The sequence below is a fragment of the Mycobacterium sp. NGS17 genome (assembly GCF_059813205.1).
The window spans coordinates 448,797-463,474 of sequence record NZ_JCALED010000003.1 but is presented as its reverse complement, the minus strand read 5'-3'; the positions used below and the strand labels follow the sequence as shown (position 1 = coordinate 463,474).

Annotated in this window: 12 protein-coding genes and 1 pseudogene; 7 read left to right on the top strand and 6 right to left on the bottom strand. The window is 66.7% G+C overall.

Features of this window, described 5'->3' with window-relative positions; translation table 11 throughout:
• Positions 1 to 50: 50 nt before the first annotated feature.
• Both AC5Y7E_RS10080 and AC5Y7E_RS10075 read right to left on the bottom strand, forming a co-directional pair.
• Positions 51 to 824 carry a PIG-L deacetylase family protein gene (locus AC5Y7E_RS10080; RefSeq protein WP_499921908.1) on the bottom strand — a complete coding sequence of 258 codons (774 nt, stop codon included), beginning with the start codon at positions 822 to 824 and terminating at the stop codon, positions 51 to 53.
• Entirely contained in the window at positions 821 to 1,774 is a 954-nt protein-coding gene (locus AC5Y7E_RS10075) for an acyl-CoA dehydrogenase family protein (RefSeq protein ID WP_499921910.1), read from the bottom strand. The genes AC5Y7E_RS10080 and AC5Y7E_RS10075 overlap by 4 nt, the downstream gene beginning before the upstream one ends.
• Positions 1,775 to 2,069: 295 nt before the next feature.
• Between AC5Y7E_RS10075 and AC5Y7E_RS10070 the strand changes: the two genes are divergently transcribed.
• Positions 2,070 to 2,645: a nucleotidyltransferase family protein gene (locus AC5Y7E_RS10070; RefSeq protein ID WP_499921911.1), complete on the top strand. Its 576-nt coding sequence runs from the start codon at positions 2,070 to 2,072 to the stop codon at positions 2,643 to 2,645.
• Here the strand turns inward: AC5Y7E_RS10070 and AC5Y7E_RS10065 are convergent.
• A complete protein-coding gene (locus AC5Y7E_RS10065; protein ID WP_499921913.1) occupies positions 2,642 to 2,899 on the bottom strand; it encodes a DUF7218 family protein in 258 nt (85 codons plus the stop codon). The two genes, AC5Y7E_RS10070 and AC5Y7E_RS10065, sit on opposite strands and share 4 nt — an antisense overlap.
• A gap of 74 nt (positions 2,900 to 2,973) precedes the next feature.
• The gene (locus AC5Y7E_RS10060) at positions 2,974 to 5,076 is read right to left on the bottom strand and encodes a catalase (RefSeq protein ID WP_499948780.1); all 2,103 of its coding nucleotides are present in this window, start codon (positions 5,074 to 5,076) and stop codon (positions 2,974 to 2,976) included.
• A gap of 114 nt (positions 5,077 to 5,190) precedes the next feature.
• Here AC5Y7E_RS10060 and AC5Y7E_RS10055 point away from each other — a divergent pair, with 114 nt between their 5' ends.
• From AC5Y7E_RS10055 to AC5Y7E_RS10045, 3 genes and pseudogenes are all read left to right on the top strand, one after another.
• Positions 5,191 to 6,204 carry a chemotaxis protein CheB gene (locus tag AC5Y7E_RS10055; RefSeq protein ID WP_499948778.1) on the top strand — a complete coding sequence of 338 codons (1,014 nt, stop codon included), beginning with the start codon at positions 5,191 to 5,193 and terminating at the stop codon, positions 6,202 to 6,204.
• Positions 6,201 to 6,959: an STAS domain-containing protein gene (locus AC5Y7E_RS10050; protein ID WP_499948776.1), complete on the top strand. Its 759-nt coding sequence runs from the start codon at positions 6,201 to 6,203 to the stop codon at positions 6,957 to 6,959. The genes AC5Y7E_RS10055 and AC5Y7E_RS10050 overlap by 4 nt, the downstream gene beginning before the upstream one ends.
• Positions 6,960 to 7,011: 52 nt before the next feature.
• Positions 7,012 to 8,852, top strand: a pseudogene (locus AC5Y7E_RS10045) (CheR family methyltransferase).
• Here AC5Y7E_RS10045 and AC5Y7E_RS10040 read toward each other — a convergent pair.
• Positions 8,849 to 9,757 carry a chemotaxis protein CheB gene (locus AC5Y7E_RS10040; RefSeq protein WP_499948773.1) on the bottom strand — a complete coding sequence of 303 codons (909 nt, stop codon included), beginning with the start codon at positions 9,755 to 9,757 and terminating at the stop codon, positions 8,849 to 8,851. The pseudogene AC5Y7E_RS10045 and the gene AC5Y7E_RS10040 sit on opposite strands and share 4 nt — an antisense overlap.
• A gap of 174 nt (positions 9,758 to 9,931) precedes the next feature.
• Between AC5Y7E_RS10040 and AC5Y7E_RS10035 the strand changes: the two genes are divergently transcribed.
• The 3 genes from AC5Y7E_RS10035 (at position 9,932) to AC5Y7E_RS10025 (ending at position 13,294) form a co-directional block, all read left to right on the top strand.
• Positions 9,932 to 11,104, top strand: coding sequence for a glycosyltransferase (locus tag AC5Y7E_RS10035; RefSeq protein WP_499948771.1), 1,173 nt, complete (start codon positions 9,932 to 9,934; stop codon positions 11,102 to 11,104).
• A gap of 34 nt (positions 11,105 to 11,138) precedes the next feature.
• Positions 11,139 to 12,215: a helix-turn-helix domain-containing protein gene (locus AC5Y7E_RS10030; RefSeq protein WP_499948769.1), complete on the top strand. Its 1,077-nt coding sequence runs from the start codon at positions 11,139 to 11,141 to the stop codon at positions 12,213 to 12,215.
• A gap of 113 nt (positions 12,216 to 12,328) precedes the next feature.
• Entirely contained in the window at positions 12,329 to 13,294 is a 966-nt protein-coding gene (locus tag AC5Y7E_RS10025) for an alpha/beta fold hydrolase (protein ID WP_499948766.1), read from the top strand.
• On the opposite strand, the gene AC5Y7E_RS10020 is transcribed toward AC5Y7E_RS10025, so the two are convergent.
• On the bottom strand, positions 13,289 to 14,635 hold the full coding sequence (locus AC5Y7E_RS10020) for a flavin monoamine oxidase family protein (RefSeq protein ID WP_499948764.1): 1,347 nt from the start codon (positions 14,633 to 14,635) through the stop codon (positions 13,289 to 13,291). The two genes, AC5Y7E_RS10025 and AC5Y7E_RS10020, sit on opposite strands and share 6 nt — an antisense overlap.
• Positions 14,636 to 14,678 lie beyond the last annotated feature (43 nt).

The window sequence follows — 14,678 nt, the reverse complement described above, 5'->3', positions numbered from 1 at the left end:
CGAACCGACGGGGGCGCATCCTGATTGGAACACCCGGCGGTCGGTGCGGGTCACCGAAAGACGACCTCGCCCACCGCGCGCAAGCGCGGCAGCACGCAGCCCGGCAACCTGGGCGCGGCGCCGTCGCCACTGCGCTCGAATTGGCTTCGATAACATTGCGCCGCACGCAGTTTGCGTTCCGACGCCCAACTGGGTGCGGGCACCGAGTAGGCCCGGTCCCACGGCACCGCCTCGTCGGCTGGAAATGCCAAGTGCCACATCCACACCGGATATTCCAACAATGTCGTCGCGGTACGCGCACACGCGGCCGAAGCCGCGAGGCCGACGGCTTCGTGGTCGGGATGGCCGTCCCCGCGCCACGTCGCCGCACACCAGGTCCCGGGTCCGGCCTCGTCGAGGATTTCGGTCAGCGTCTCGGTGATACCGTCTTCGTGGTCTGCCAGCTCACCGTCGGGCAGACCCAGCATCAACGGCGGCGGGGCGTTCAAAAGGTTTGTCGCTCTGCGTAATTCGCAACGACGGATGGTCTGCCTGCGAAGCCGCTCCGACGCTGACGTGCCGGGCCGGGCGGCGCCACCGTCGCTGACGCAGACCACTCGAACGCTAACCCCGCGCGCGGTCAGCTGAGCGATTGTGGCGCCCAGCCCGAGGGTTTCGTCGTCGGGGTGAGGAGCCACGACGATCAGCCGTAAACACTCCGTGAGATCCAACGTCGGCAGGGGGCTCTCCGCGAAAGCGGCCAGCCACAACGGCGCTGGCGTGCCGCCGTGGGTGAGCGATTCGGCCGCAAACCGGGTGCGGTTGCCCGCCGACGCGGTTGTCATGGCGCCCGCATCCCCTGCTGTCCCGCCAGGCGTCCGAGCTCGGCCAAATCCCGCTCCGCATGGCTTTGCCGGATGTAGATGCTCAGATCGGCCACGCGTTGCGCGTGCCGGCCGTCCTGGCACAGTGGGCCGGGGCCCAGAGCGCGCCCGGTGCGCGTAATCGCTTCATCGACCGCGTGTTCCACCACCGTGCGGACTCGACGGGCGAGAAGCTGCGCTGTGCCGGCCCTGTCGAAGGGGTCGTCATCGATCTGAGTCGCCGCTGCGGACAGGATCGCATCGCCGGCGGCGAGCGCGGCGTCCACCGCGCCAAGGTGCGCGAGCGAGTACGCGTCGGCCGACTGGCTTGCGGCGCAGCGGTATAGCGGGTCGGCGACCCGCCGCGCACCGCCCAGCCAGCAGGCAGCCACACCGATGGCGCCGTGCCAGAACCCGGGCCGCTCCAGATAGGCGTCGGGATCGCCCACCGCCACGGCTTGGGCATTGGTGAACTGGACCGGCCTGGTATCGCTGCCGGCCATCCCGGCGTTCCACCACGTGCTGGGCAACGCCTTGACGGTGGGGTCTATCGCGGCGACGGCGAACAGCCCGCGCGTTCCGTCGTCAAGGCGCGCGGTGACCAGCGCGTGCGTGCAGAATCCCGCGCCCGCGCACCACACCTTCGTCCCGTTCAGCGAGAACGCGCCGTCGTTGCTGGTGGCCGTCAGAACGGCGTCCGGCGCCTCGGCCGTCCACACCCCCCACAATTGGCCCGGTTCGGGCGGCTTGCCGCCCAATTCGTGAAGTATCGCTACCGCATCGACGTGCGCTTCGGCGATCCTGGCCGCCACGATGTTCTCTTCGGCCAGGCGCGCCAGACGCTGCCAGCGTTCGGCTGTGCGCCCCGATGCGGGAAAGGGCAACTCAAGTCGTCCGGACTCCAGCCAGTGCTCAACAAGGCCCGCCGTCACGCGCAATCACCCGCCGCCGTTCTCCCCAATGGTGTGAGGTAATCGGCGAATCCGTACGGGTCCCGAGCCGGGATTCGCTTCGACGTGATCACCGACAAGTCGGTGTCACGATCTGTGTGGTGGCCGACCGTGTGCGCGCCGGACCTCAGCTGACCGACCACTACAGCGGCAGCGTCATAGGCGCATGGCACGGCGGTTGACATAACCCCGAGATTTCCCAGTTCGCCACAAGTTAAACGGCCTTGGCCGCCTCGCCAGGTTGCTCCCGGGACAGGCCGGGTATGACCTATTCACCATGGCAGCTACCGAAGCCCAGCCCGATCCACCCGCGTGCGCCACGCCGTTGCGGGACGCGCTGCGTGGCGCGGCGTCAGCTCTCAAGGCGAACGGACCACGTTTCGCCCTGGCCGGCAGTTATGCGTTATGGGTTTACGGGGCACCGGAACCCCGTCACGACGTGGACCTGGTGGTGGCGGAGTCCGATGTCGAAGCGGCCGTGACAACCTTGGCCGACGCGGGATTCGTCATCGAGCGTCCGCCGGAGGACTGGCTGTTCAAGGCCCGCAGCGCCGACACGCTCGTCGACGTCCTGCACCGGATCAACGGAGTCCCGGTCGACGCGGGCATGCTGGACCGCGCCGAACAGCAAGAGGTGCTCGCCATCGGCATGGCGGTGTTGCCGCCCACTTTGGTGATCGTCCAGCAGCTACGGGCACTGCACGAGCACCACTGCGACTTCGCCAGGTTGCTGCCGGCGGTGCGCGCGGTACGCGAACGGCTGGACTGGGAGGCGATCCGAACGATGACCAAGGACAACGACTACGCGGTCGCGTTCTTGGTGCTGGCCGAGCGGCTCGGCCTCACCAGCTAGTGATTACGCAGTTTGGCGACCAACTTGTCTTTGGTCAGGCTTGAATAGCCGGACATACCAAGCTCTTTGGCCCGCTTCTTGAGTTCCGCCACGGTCCAGTCCTGATAAGACCCGGACTTGCCGCCCTTACGCGCGACCTTCGACTTGCCCTGGGCGGCGGCCGCGTTAGAGATGCGCGCGGCCTTCTCCTTGGAGTCGCCCTTTTTACGCAAATCCTGATACAGCTTTTCATTCTTGATCGACGAACGCGGCATCAGCGATCCTCCTGTCCACCATGAGACGCCCCGAATCTCGGAGTGCCCGCCCCGGGCGCGGAGAAAACCACGTCTTAGGCAGGAATCGGGTCGGTGCGCCGCTCCCAGCAACGGTGGCGGGCGAGAGCGGCGGCCAGCTCCTCGACGAAGCGGTCCGGCAACTCATCGGCAGCGGCTTTGGTGGTGATGACGGCTTGATCGTTGACGACGTCGGTGTCCTCGGCGAGTCGATTCGTGATGCCGGCCGTGCGGAGCAGGTCGACGCCCGCCCCGTAGGCGCCGATCGGCTTCAGATGTTTGAAGGCCTCGGTCACGAAGTGCACCGCGTAGCCGTCGTCGGACAGGGTCTGCACCGATTGTGGCCCGCACGCCACCACGACGGCGTCATAAAGCACCGATGCCATCGTCGTGAACGATCGGTCGACCGGAAGCTCGCCGCCGGATCCGCCCTCCAACGTGCCACCGGCGACCGGTGCCAACACCTCGACCATGGCGCCGCGTTCGCCCATCTGCTCGATGAGGCGTTGCGTCCCCACCACGTCGACACCGTTGGCGGCCAGGACCGCGATTTTGCGCGAGGTGATGGTGTCGCTGACACCGATCTGGGAGAGCGCCGGCGACGGGGCCACCCGATTGTCGACGGGCTCCTCGGGCGGATCGGGAAGACCCAGCTTCGCCGCCACCTGCGCGGCCAGCCCACTGTCGACTCGCGCGAGTTGTTCCACCACGGCCGAACGGATCTCGGGCACTTCGACCTTGCCGAGCTCGAAGGCGAACGCGGCAACGATGTGTTCGGCTTCGACCGCCGACATGCTCAGCCAGAACATCCGCGCCTGGCTGTAGTGGTTCTCAAACGACTTGGCGCGCTTGCGCATTGTCTCCCCGTCGAGTCGCTCTGTGTAGTGGCGGAAGACGTTCTCATCGGCCAGCGCCGGGCAGCCGCCGCCGATGCTGTTCTTGAAGTAGCTCGAGCGCCCCTGCGGGATCGCGTGCTGTCCGTAGCCGTCATGCTGGTTGGTTCGCACTTCGGCCACCGGCCGGTTGATCGGCAGTTGAGCGAAGTTGGGGCCGCCCAGGCGGATCAGCTGAGTGTCTAAGTAGGAGAAGTTGCGGAACTGCAGCAGCGGATCGTTCGTGAAGTCGATGCCGGGCACCACGTTCGCCGTGTGAAACGCCACCTGCTCGGTCTCGGCGAAGAAATTGTCCGGGTTGCGGTTCAGCACCATTTTGCCCACCGGGCGAACCGGAACCTGTTCTTCCGGAATGAGTTTGGTCGCGTCGAGCAGATCGAAATCGAAGTCGAACTCGTCGGGCTCGGCGATCAGCTGCACGCCCAGCTCCCACTCCGGGTATTGCCCGGACTCGATGGCCTCCCACAGATCGCGGCGATTGTAATCGGGATCCTTGCCGGCGATCTTTTGGCATTCGTCCCAGATCAGTGAGTGCACCCCGAGCCGGGGCTTCCAGTGAAACTTGACGAAAGTGCCTTCCCCGCTGTTGTTTACCAGCCGGAAGGTGTGCACGCCGAAGCCCTGCATCATGCGGTAGCTGCGCGGGAGCGCCCGGTCCGACATCAGCCACATGATGGTGTGCAGGGTCTCGGGCTGCAGCGACACGAAGTCCCACAATGTGTCGTGTGCGGACTGCGCCTGCGGAATCTCGTTGTGCGGCTCTGGTTTCACCGCGTGCACGAAGTCGGGGAATTTGATGCCGTCCTGGATGAAGAACACCGGGAAGTTGTTGCCCACCAGGTCGTAATTGCCTTGTTCGGTATAGAACTTGGTGGCGAAGCCGCGTACGTCGCGCACCGTGTCGGCCGATCCGCGCGACCCGGCCACCGTGGAGAATCGAACGAACACCGGCGTCTGAAGGCCAGGAGTGGTCAAGAATTTCGCCGCGGTGTGATCGGCCAGCCAGTCTTCGTATGGCTCGAAAAAACCGTAGGCGCCGGCTCCACGTGCGTGCACCACGCGCTCCGGGATGCGTTCGTGGTCGAAGTGGGTGATCTTCTCGCGGGCGTGGAAGTCCTCCAGCAGTGTCGGTCCTCGCTCACCGACCGTCAGCGAATCGTCGGTGTGGTCGACGCGAACGCCCTGTTGCGTGGTCAGGTATCCGGTGTCACGGCGGAACCGCGCGGAGTCCAGATCGCGCTGTTTCGGATTTTGATCGGCGGCCATGGCTCGCCTCCTTTCAACCGTGGGGAGTACCACCGTCTGACCGGCGCAAACGGGATGACCGCAGCCCTATCCAGGAGGGAAAGGGTTGCCTACCATCTATAGGGGTAGTCGAAAGTGGTGGTTGAGACGGCTGAAGTCGGCGCCCTGCAAGGTGTGGTAGCGATCGGTGCGTCGGCGGGAGGCGTCGAAGCGCTGTCGAACCTTGCGGCCGGGTTATCGCCGGACGTGCCCTACGCCTATCTGATGGTGCTGCACATCCCCCCCGGCGCGCCCAGCATCTTGGCCCGCATCATCGACCGCAGCGGTCCGCTGCCCGCGGTCGCCGCCGAGGACGGGGCACCCCTGGAACAGGGGCGCATCTATGTCGGGGTTCCGGATCGCCATCTGCTGGTCGCCGACCATCATGTACTCCTGTCGCAGGGGCCAACCGAGAACGGGCACCGGCCTGCGATCAACGCGTTGTTCCGGTCGGTGGCCCTGAACTTCGGGCCCCGCGCAATCGGCGTGTTGCTTTCCGGCGTGCTCGATGACGGCGTGCTGGGAATGGGAGCCATCCGTTCGCGCGGCGGCACCACCATCGCGCAGGCGCCCGAGGACGCGTTGTTCCCGGCGATGCCCACCACCGCCGCGCGGGCCGGCGTGGTGGATCGGCAGTCCCCGGCGGCCGATATCGGCGCGGTCCTCAAAGAGCTGTCGCACCGAGAGATAAGGGATTTTGACATGGAGCGCGACGCCGCCATGGAGCTCGAGAACCGCATCGCCATGATGTCGCGGTTCGCGACCGACTTCGACACCGAAAAACTGGGGCCCCCATCGGGCTACACCTGTCCCGACTGCAACGGCTCGCTGATCTCCATCAGTGAGGCCAACTTTCGCTGCCATGTGGGCCATGCGTGGACGGCCGAGGCGCTGCTCGGCGCGCGGGACGCCGAGCTCGAGGGGGCGCTGTGGATCGCGGTGCGCAGCCTGCAGGAAAAGGCCAAGCTAGCCCGCGACATGGCCGGCAAAGCCGGAACCGGTCCACTGCACCGGCGCTACACGGCAATTGCGGCCGAGACCGAGCGTGCCCTGACACTGCTCAGCGACCGGCTGTCGACCGCTGCCCAGCAGGAGGGCGAAACCGGATGAGTAACGATCGACCGGCGGTCCGAATCGAGCTGGAAACCTCAGAAGACCTACCGATCCTGACCATCGAGGGCGTGCTGGACAGCTCGACCTATCGGACCGTTCGCGACGCCGTCATCAAGGCCGCGATCGACGAGCCCCGTGCGGTGATTGTCGACATCAACCGTCTGCGCGCGCCGTCGGCTTCCGCATGGACCGTATTCACCAGCGCCCGCTGGCACGTCAGCATCTGGCCGGACGTGCCGATCCTGCTCGTGTGTGGCGAGGCGTGGGTGCAGCAGGAGATGATCAACGCCGGTGTTACCCGCTATGTGCCGATACACGCCAGCCTGGAGCTCGCCCGAAATGCCCTGCAGGACCGGTTGTTCCAGGTCCGTCGGCGGGCGCGCGCCAGCCTTGCGCGAAACGTCAGCAGCCTGCAGGTCGCGCGCAGTGTGATCGCCGAATGGCTCACCCAGTGGGACATCAGTGAGGTGATACCGGTCGCTGCCACACTGGCCACTGTCCTCGTCGAAAACGTTCTGGACCACACGGAGAGCGCACCGGTGCTGATCGTCGAGAGCTATCAAGACACAGTCACCGTCGCTGTGGAGGACAGCAGTTCCCACCTGCCGGGGCGGCATGAAGATGCCGACCTCGGCGCGGATGTCGTCTCGGGACTGGCCATCGTCGCCGCTATGTGCCGGGCATGGGGTGCGACCCCGACCTCGTCGGGCAAAACGGTATGGGCATTGATCGGTCGGGAAAACCACTTCTGACGTCGCGAGTAATGTTCAAATCCTTCGATACACCCCTATCGACGGGACTTGGATGGAATCCACGACTGACGAGGCGTTCGAAGCCCTGCTGCGCTATATGCGGGACTCGCGCGGCTTCGACTTCACCGGCTACAAGCGCACCTCTCTGATGCGCCGCGTCCGCCACCGGATGGACCAGGCGGGCTACACCGCATTCGACGAGTACCTCGATTTCCTGCAGGCCAGCTCCGACGAATTCACCGCGCTGTTCAACACCATCCTGATCAACGTCACCTCGTTCTTCCGGGACCCGGATGCCTGGGAGTTCGTCAGCGCGGAGGTCATCCCGCGGCTGCTGGCCGAGCGCGGCCCCAACGATCCGATCCGGGTGTGGAGCGCCGGCTGCGCCTCCGGACAGGAGGCCTACACGCTGGCCATGCTGCTGGCCGAGGCGCTGGGACCCGACGGATTCCGGCAGCGCGTCAAGATCTACGCCACCGACGTCGACGAGGACGCGCTGAGCGAGGCGCGCATCGCCTCCTACGACGCCAAGGCGGTCGAATCCGTACCCGCGGATCTGTTGGAACGCTACTTCGAACACGTCAACGGCCGCTACGTGTTTCACAAGGACCTGCGCCGCGCGGTGATCTTCGGGCGTAACGACCTGGTCAAGGACGCGCCGATTTCGCGCGTCGACCTCCTGGTGTGCCGTAACAGCCTGATGTACCTCAATGCGGAGACCCAACGAAACGTGTTGGGGCGTCTGCATTTTGCCCTTGCGCCGCAGGGCACGCTGTTTCTCGGGCATGCCGAGATGCTGCTGAGTCACGGAGACAGGTTCACCCCGCTGAACCTCAAGCACCGCATCTTTCGCAAGGCGGCCGGAACCCACGGCGGCGTGGATCGCTACGACCCGAACGCGGCGTTCTACGAACGCAACATCGACCTGTCTGGGCTGACGACGGTGCGCGACTTGGCCTTTCGTGCCAGCCCGGTGGCACAGATCGTGGTCACCGGTGAAGACACCGTCGCGATGATCAACCAGCAGGCCGAGTCCATCTTCGGGCTCTCGGCCCGCGACATCGGCCGGCTGCTGCGCGATCTCGAGGTGTCCTACCGTCCGGTCGAGCTGCGCGCGTACCTGGAGCAGGCCAAGGTGGAGCGGCGCTCGGCGCGGATCCAAGACGTCAAATGGCAACGCCCGGGCGCCGAAACGGTGTGGTTCGAGATCCACGTCAATCCACTGGTCGACGCCGAGAACGGTCTGCTCGGCGTGTCGATCGTCTTCTTCGACGTCACCGCGACCCGCGCGCTGCTCGACAAGGTCGTCCAGACCAACCGCCAGCTGGAGGCCGCCTACGAGGAGCTGCAGTCCACCAACGAAGAACTCGAAACGACCAACGAGGAATTGCAGTCCACCGTTGAGGAACTCGAGACCACGAACGAGGAATTGCAGTCCACCAACGAAGAACTCGAGACGATGAACGAGGAGTTGCAGTCCACCAACGACGAACTGCACACCATCAACGACATGCTGCGCGAGCGCAGCCTGGAACTCGACGAAGCCAAGCATTTCCAGGACTCGCTGATCGACTCGGTGCAGATGGGCATGGTGGTGGTCGACCGCGAGATGAAGGTGATCTTGTGGAACCGCGGCTGTGAGGAGCTCTGGGGATTGCGTGCAGATGAGACGACGGGGACCGGGCTGACAAATCTGGACATCGGCCTACCGCTCGACGCTGTGCGGCCGCTGATCGGCAACGCTTTCGTCGACCCGGAGAGCTCCGCGAAGTCGTGGTGGAGGCGGTCAACCGGCGTGGCCGCCCGGCGACCGTGCGCATCACCTGCACGTCGTTCCGTTCGATCGAGGGGACGGTCGGCGGGGCGTTGCTGCTGATGGAGGTGGTGGGTTAGCCGCCCGCAATGGGGTGGCCCGCTGCTGTGGTGGGCCACCGGGTGGTTGCCTCCTCGGCCGCCTGGTGAGCCAGCTGAGCGCGGGACCGCGACTCCTGCGCCCTACGCCGGGCCATGGCGACCGTTTCCCGCGTGGCACCGAATCCCGCCGTCAGCTCCTTGCGGCGGCGTTCGAGCTCCGCCGCGCGCAGCCGGGCGAGCTCGCCCCGCGCCGCCGCGCTATTGGTCGCAAACTTCGGAGGCAGCCGGTCGAGAACGTCGTAGGTGAGGACGGCATCGGGTCGGTCCTCCGGAGTCGGTGCCGACGATTTGCGCCGTGGGGGGAGTGCCGCCCCTCGGACAATGCCGATGAGAACGTCGGAGATTTCGGCGACGTCCAACACCAGGTCGGCGCCGGCGCGGGCGGCAGCGATCGGCATTGACGGGTACTGCGCCGTCTCCGGGCTTTGGGCGATGACGGCGGCGCCGGCCAGCTTCATCGCGACGGTGCCCGCCGCGCCGTCATGTCCGGAACCTGACAGCACCACGGCGACGCTGCGCGGGCCGAACGAGCCGGCGACCGACGCCAGCAGCACGTCGAACACCAGCGCCTGATGCCTCTGGGCAGTCTGCAGGCGGCAGCGGCCGTCGGGGTCGAGTTGCAGCAGTACCGTCGGTGGGCAGACGACCACCTGCCCGGACCGCAGCACCATTCCGTCCTGCGCCCAGCCGATCGCACGTCCCGTGTGCCTGTGCAGGATCGTGGTCAGCAGACTGTGGTGACCGCCCAGGTGTTGTTGCACGACGACCGCGGCGGGAAAGTCGGAGGGCAAACCTCGCAATACGGTCGACAGCGGTTCCAGACCGCCTGCCGACGCCAGCAGGACCACCAGCTCGACGCCTCGGCCATGCTCGTCAGTCGTCACCTCTCAAGTCTCCTCCTTGTGCAGAGGCCGTCATAGTGCTGCGGCGGACACAAGGGTCGACCGGCGAAAGCTGGGCCAGCCTGCGAAGATGCGCTCGCGTCGTTTCGCGAGTATCGGGCAGGGTATCTCAATCTAGTGTTGGCGGATGGACGATGGGCGCGGAGGGAATTGCAGTTGAAGATTGCAATTGTCAGCGGCGACGACGTTGTCGGGGACGACCCGGAGCAGCTGTGCGCCGCCCTGGCAGCCCAGGGGCACGACGCGACGGCGTGCCTTCGGCGAGCCGGTCGACGCGCGGGACAGGCGGCGGCCGAGGACCACTACCGATGCCTGTCGATTCCCGTGGGCCCGCGCAGGGCCGCACCGCCCGTCGAGGTCTTGCCCTATGTGGGGGAATGGGCCGCCAAACTCGAGCGCGCCTGGTCCAGAGAACAACCCGACGTCGTGCACGCCTATGGCTGGCTGGCCGGGGTGGCTGCTCAATTGGCGGCTCGTCGTCGGCGCATCCCCGTGGTGCAGACATTTCTGGGTTTGGCCGCGACGTCGCGCGGACAGGCCGACGCGGAACATCACAGCGAACGACTGCGCCTCGAGCCGCTCCTGGCGCGCAGTGCGGCATGGGTAACGGGCGAGAGCAGCGACGACGTCGACGCGCTGGCCCGGCTGCGGCATAGCCGCGCCCGAGTGTCCGCCCTGACCTGCGGCGTGGACGCGTCGCGCTACTCGCCCATCGGTCCGATGGCCTCGCGCAACGGCCTGCAACGCATCCTCTGCGCGACACCAAACCCTTTGCGGTGCAACGGTATCGATATCGCCATCCGTGCCCTGCCTAACGTGCCTGGTGCGGAGCTGGTGATCGCGGAGAATGACGCCACGAACGGTGTCCACAACGACGCGCGGGCTCGGCTGCGACATCTTGCTGTGGAGCTGGGCGTGGGCGACCGCATCCGCTTTGCCGGAACCGTCAGCGATGACGAACTGCCGAAGTTGATGCGGTCCGTCGACGTCGCGGTGTGCACGCCTCGGCAGCCACCACGCGCCACCGCCGTGTTACAGGCCATGGCCACCGGGATGGCGGTAGCCGCGGCCACTGTGGGAGTCCTGGCCGACGTCGTGCTGGACGACATCACCGGCGTCATGGTGTCGCCGGAGAACCCCGCGGCCTTGGCTGTGGCGTTGAGAAAGCTTGTGAGCCAAAGATTTCAAAGCGAGAGCATGGGCGCGGCGGGCCGAACCCGCGCCGTGTCGCGCTTCGCGTGGGAGCGAATAGCGCTCGATGCGCTGAGCATCTACGGAAGCATCGGGTCGCCGGATCGGGCAGGTTTGCGACCGACGGCGGCGCGGTGATGCGAGCGCACGCGGTCCTTGTGCAAGGCCGGCCATGACCATCGCGACGAGCGGGATCGACGGCAAAGCCGCCAGGGTCGTCATCGGTTCTGCCGGCGAGTCGCCCGACGGGCCTCGATCCGACTACTGCCCGAATCGTCCCACGCCGGATGCCGAGCACGGGTTCCGTCCGGTTGTCGTGCAATACAAGCAGTTTCGCACCGCCGATGCGCAAGCCGCGCGGCGGTTCTTCGCCGGCGCGTATCAGCCGGGCTGGCGCATCTCCGGGCTTACCGGCCACGTTGCGGTGTCGCACCGGCGCAGTGAAGCCGGCTCGATGATGGTCGACGAGGTGATGATCCAGGGGCGTGTGACGCTCGAAATCCCGGCCGCCGACACCATGGTGATCCAGCCGCGCGCGGGATCGTTGAGTGTCGCGGGCGGCCCCGTTGCTGATGCGGACTTCCCGATTCTCGTCGCTCACGGGATGCCCTGCGTATTGCACTGCAATGGCGCGCGGTTCGACGCGGTGACCGTCGAGGCTGACGTGCTGAACAAAGTCGCCGCGGATTGGCAGACGTCGCTAGGGCAGCAGACTCAGTTCGTGAATTGGCGGCCGCGTTCCCGTGCCGCCGTGCGGGCCTGGCACCGAGCGCTGGATTACGTGGCCGGCACCTTGGCCTCCGCTGACATCGCGCACCAGCCGCTGATCGCGGCAGGCATGGCCAACCTGCTCGCCGGTGCGCTGCTCGAGTGCTATCCGTCCAATCTCACCGAGCAAGACCCGGCCAGTGATCTCGCGCTGCCCGAGACCCTCAAGGAGGCGGTGTCTTTCATCCATCGCCACACAGCAGAGGACATCGGCATCAACGAAGTCGCCGCCGCCGTGCATCTGACGCCCCGGGCAGTCCAGTACCTGTTCCGCCGGCAGCTCGACACGACGCCGACGGAGTACATGCGCCGTGTCCGGCTCAGCCACGCCCATCAAGAGCTGATCGCGGCGACAAGTACTACGGCGACGGTCACCGAGATCGCGCAGCGGTGGGGATTCGCCCACACCGGACGGTTCGCGGTGCTCTACCGGCAGACGTACGGCCAGAGCCCGCACACCACGCTGCGGCAGCAGGTCTAAGCATTTCTTAAGAATCGGTTGCCGGATTCGCCAAAAGCGGACCGACTCCAGGCATAAGATCGTCTCATCCTTAGCTGCGGCAATGGGGCCGCGTTCGAGGGGGGAGCGGAAACATGAGTGCTCGACGGTCGGCTCGCCCAGTTGACCCGTTCCCCGACCGGCTGCCGCCGAGTGAGACCGTGGCTGTTAGGGCCGCCGACGGCACCCGGCTGCACGCGGAGGTGTTCGGGCCGCCCGACGGTTATCCGATTGTCTTGATCCACGGCATCACCTGCGCGATACGGGCGTGGGCATATCAGATCGCCGACTTGTCCAACGACTACCGGGTGATCGCATTCGATCATCGCGGCCATGGACGAAGTGGCGTACCGGGACGCAAGGACTACAGCCTCAAACATCTTGCCTCCGACCTGAATTCGGTGCTGGATGCGACCCTGGCGCCGCACGAACGGGCCGTGGTGGCGGGTCACTCGATGGGCGGCATCACCATCGCCGCGTGGTCTGAGCGCTACCGCCACAAGGTTCCCCGGCGCGCCGACGCCGTCGCGCTGATCAACACCACCACCGGTGACCTGATCCGGCAGGTGCAGCTGTTGCGGGCGCCCTACGGGTTGTCGCCGGCCCGGGTTCTCGCCGGGCGCGCCCTGATCAACGCGTTCGGCGGGTTCCCGCTCCCGCGTGCGGCACGTATCCCGAGCCGGTATGCGGTGGCGATGCTGGCCACCGGACGAGACGCCGACCCGAGTGTCGCCAGGCTCGTCTGCGAGCTGTTCGAGAACACCTCACCGGCGGGACGGGCCGGGTGTGCGCGGGCGCTGGTGACCGCACTGGGGTCGCGGCATTTGAATCTGGACGGGCTGACCGTGCCGACGTTGGTCATCGGCAGCGCACTCGACCGGCTGACCCCGATCAGCCAGTCCCGCAGGATCGCTCGCTGCGCGCCCAACCTGATCGAGCTGGTTGAACTGCCCGGCGGCCACTGCTCGATGCTGGAACACCCGCGTGAGGTGAATCGCCACTTGCGCGGACTCGCCGAAATGGCGGTCCACAACGCGGCCACCCGCCGTATCAGCTCATAGCAGGGCGGTGATCTCGGCGGCGGCGCGCTGCCCGGAGCGGATCGCCCCGTCGAGAAACCCGGTCCACTCGTCGGCGGTTTCGGTGCCGGCCCAGTGAATCGGCCCGACCGGTTCGCGCAGCCACGGCCCGAACCGCGTCCACGACCCCGGCGGGACCGCGGCGGTTGGGCCGCCGGGCGCGAATTCCTCCGCCCCCCAACGATGATCGACATAATCGAGGGGATTGAGCGCATCATCGCCGAAAAGCGTTGCAAAGCAGCGCAATGCGTCACGGCGGCGCTGATCGCCGGGTAGCGAGTCGAACGCGCGGGCGTCGACGAAACCCATCAGAATTCCGGGACCCTCCGGATGCGGACTGACGTCGAAGGTGATGAAGACGGGACCCTCGTCGGACAGCGCCTGTCCGGAAAATCCGTTGGTCCGCCAAAACGGCGTGGAATAGGCCGCGTACGCCTTGCTGAGCCGGCCCTGCGGCCAATGCAGGGCGAGTTGCTCGTATTCGGCGGGCAACGGGGGCGCGAACTCGATCGAGGCGCGGTGGGCGGGCGGGATCGCCACGATGACGAATCCCGCCTCGGTCGCGCCGAGATCGGTCGTCACGGTCACGCCCGCACCGTGCCGTTCGATTCGGCGAACCGGAGCGTTGAGGACCACCCGGGCGCCCAGGTCGGCGGCCGCGGCCTCGGCGATCTGTTGTGTGCCACCGGGAAAGCGATCTTGTTGGGCACCGTCCTTCACGTCGAGCAGCCGGTCCAGGCCACCGGCCGCGTGCGCGTAACGGGCGGCGTGCAACATCGACACGTCGTCGGGTTCACACCCCCACGTCACCCGCGCCACGATCGCCAGCAGGTCGTGCGACGAGGCGGTCGCGCGCACGGAGCGCAACCAGCCGCCGAGCGACAAGCCGTCGAGTTCGCGGGCACGGCGGGCATCCCACGGCGCCGCCAGCGGGATGCTGCGGGCGATCCGGTCGAACTGCCACCGCAGCCGGCCGATGTCCAGCAGCCCGGTCAGCGAAAGCTTGGGGATGGTGCCGTGATAGGCGTGCGTCCACCCGCGCCAATGGATGAGGTTCTTGCCGTCATCGTGGGTCGGCGTGGTCGGGACGTCGAGTTCGGCCGCCATCGCCAAGACCGCGTCCTGGGTCGGCCCGACGAAAGTGCCGCCCAGATCGGCCGGCAAGCCTGCGACGCTGCCGGTCAGCGACCGCCCACCGACTCGGTCACGCCCCTCGAAGACCACCACGTCGTGGCCCTGTTGAGACAGCTCGCGGGCCGCGGCGAGTCCGGCAAAGCCCGCACCGACCACGACAATGTCGACAATCCGCGGGGGTTTCGGCACGCGGTCCAGTGAACCGCATTTCGACGGATTTCACCGCAAATTG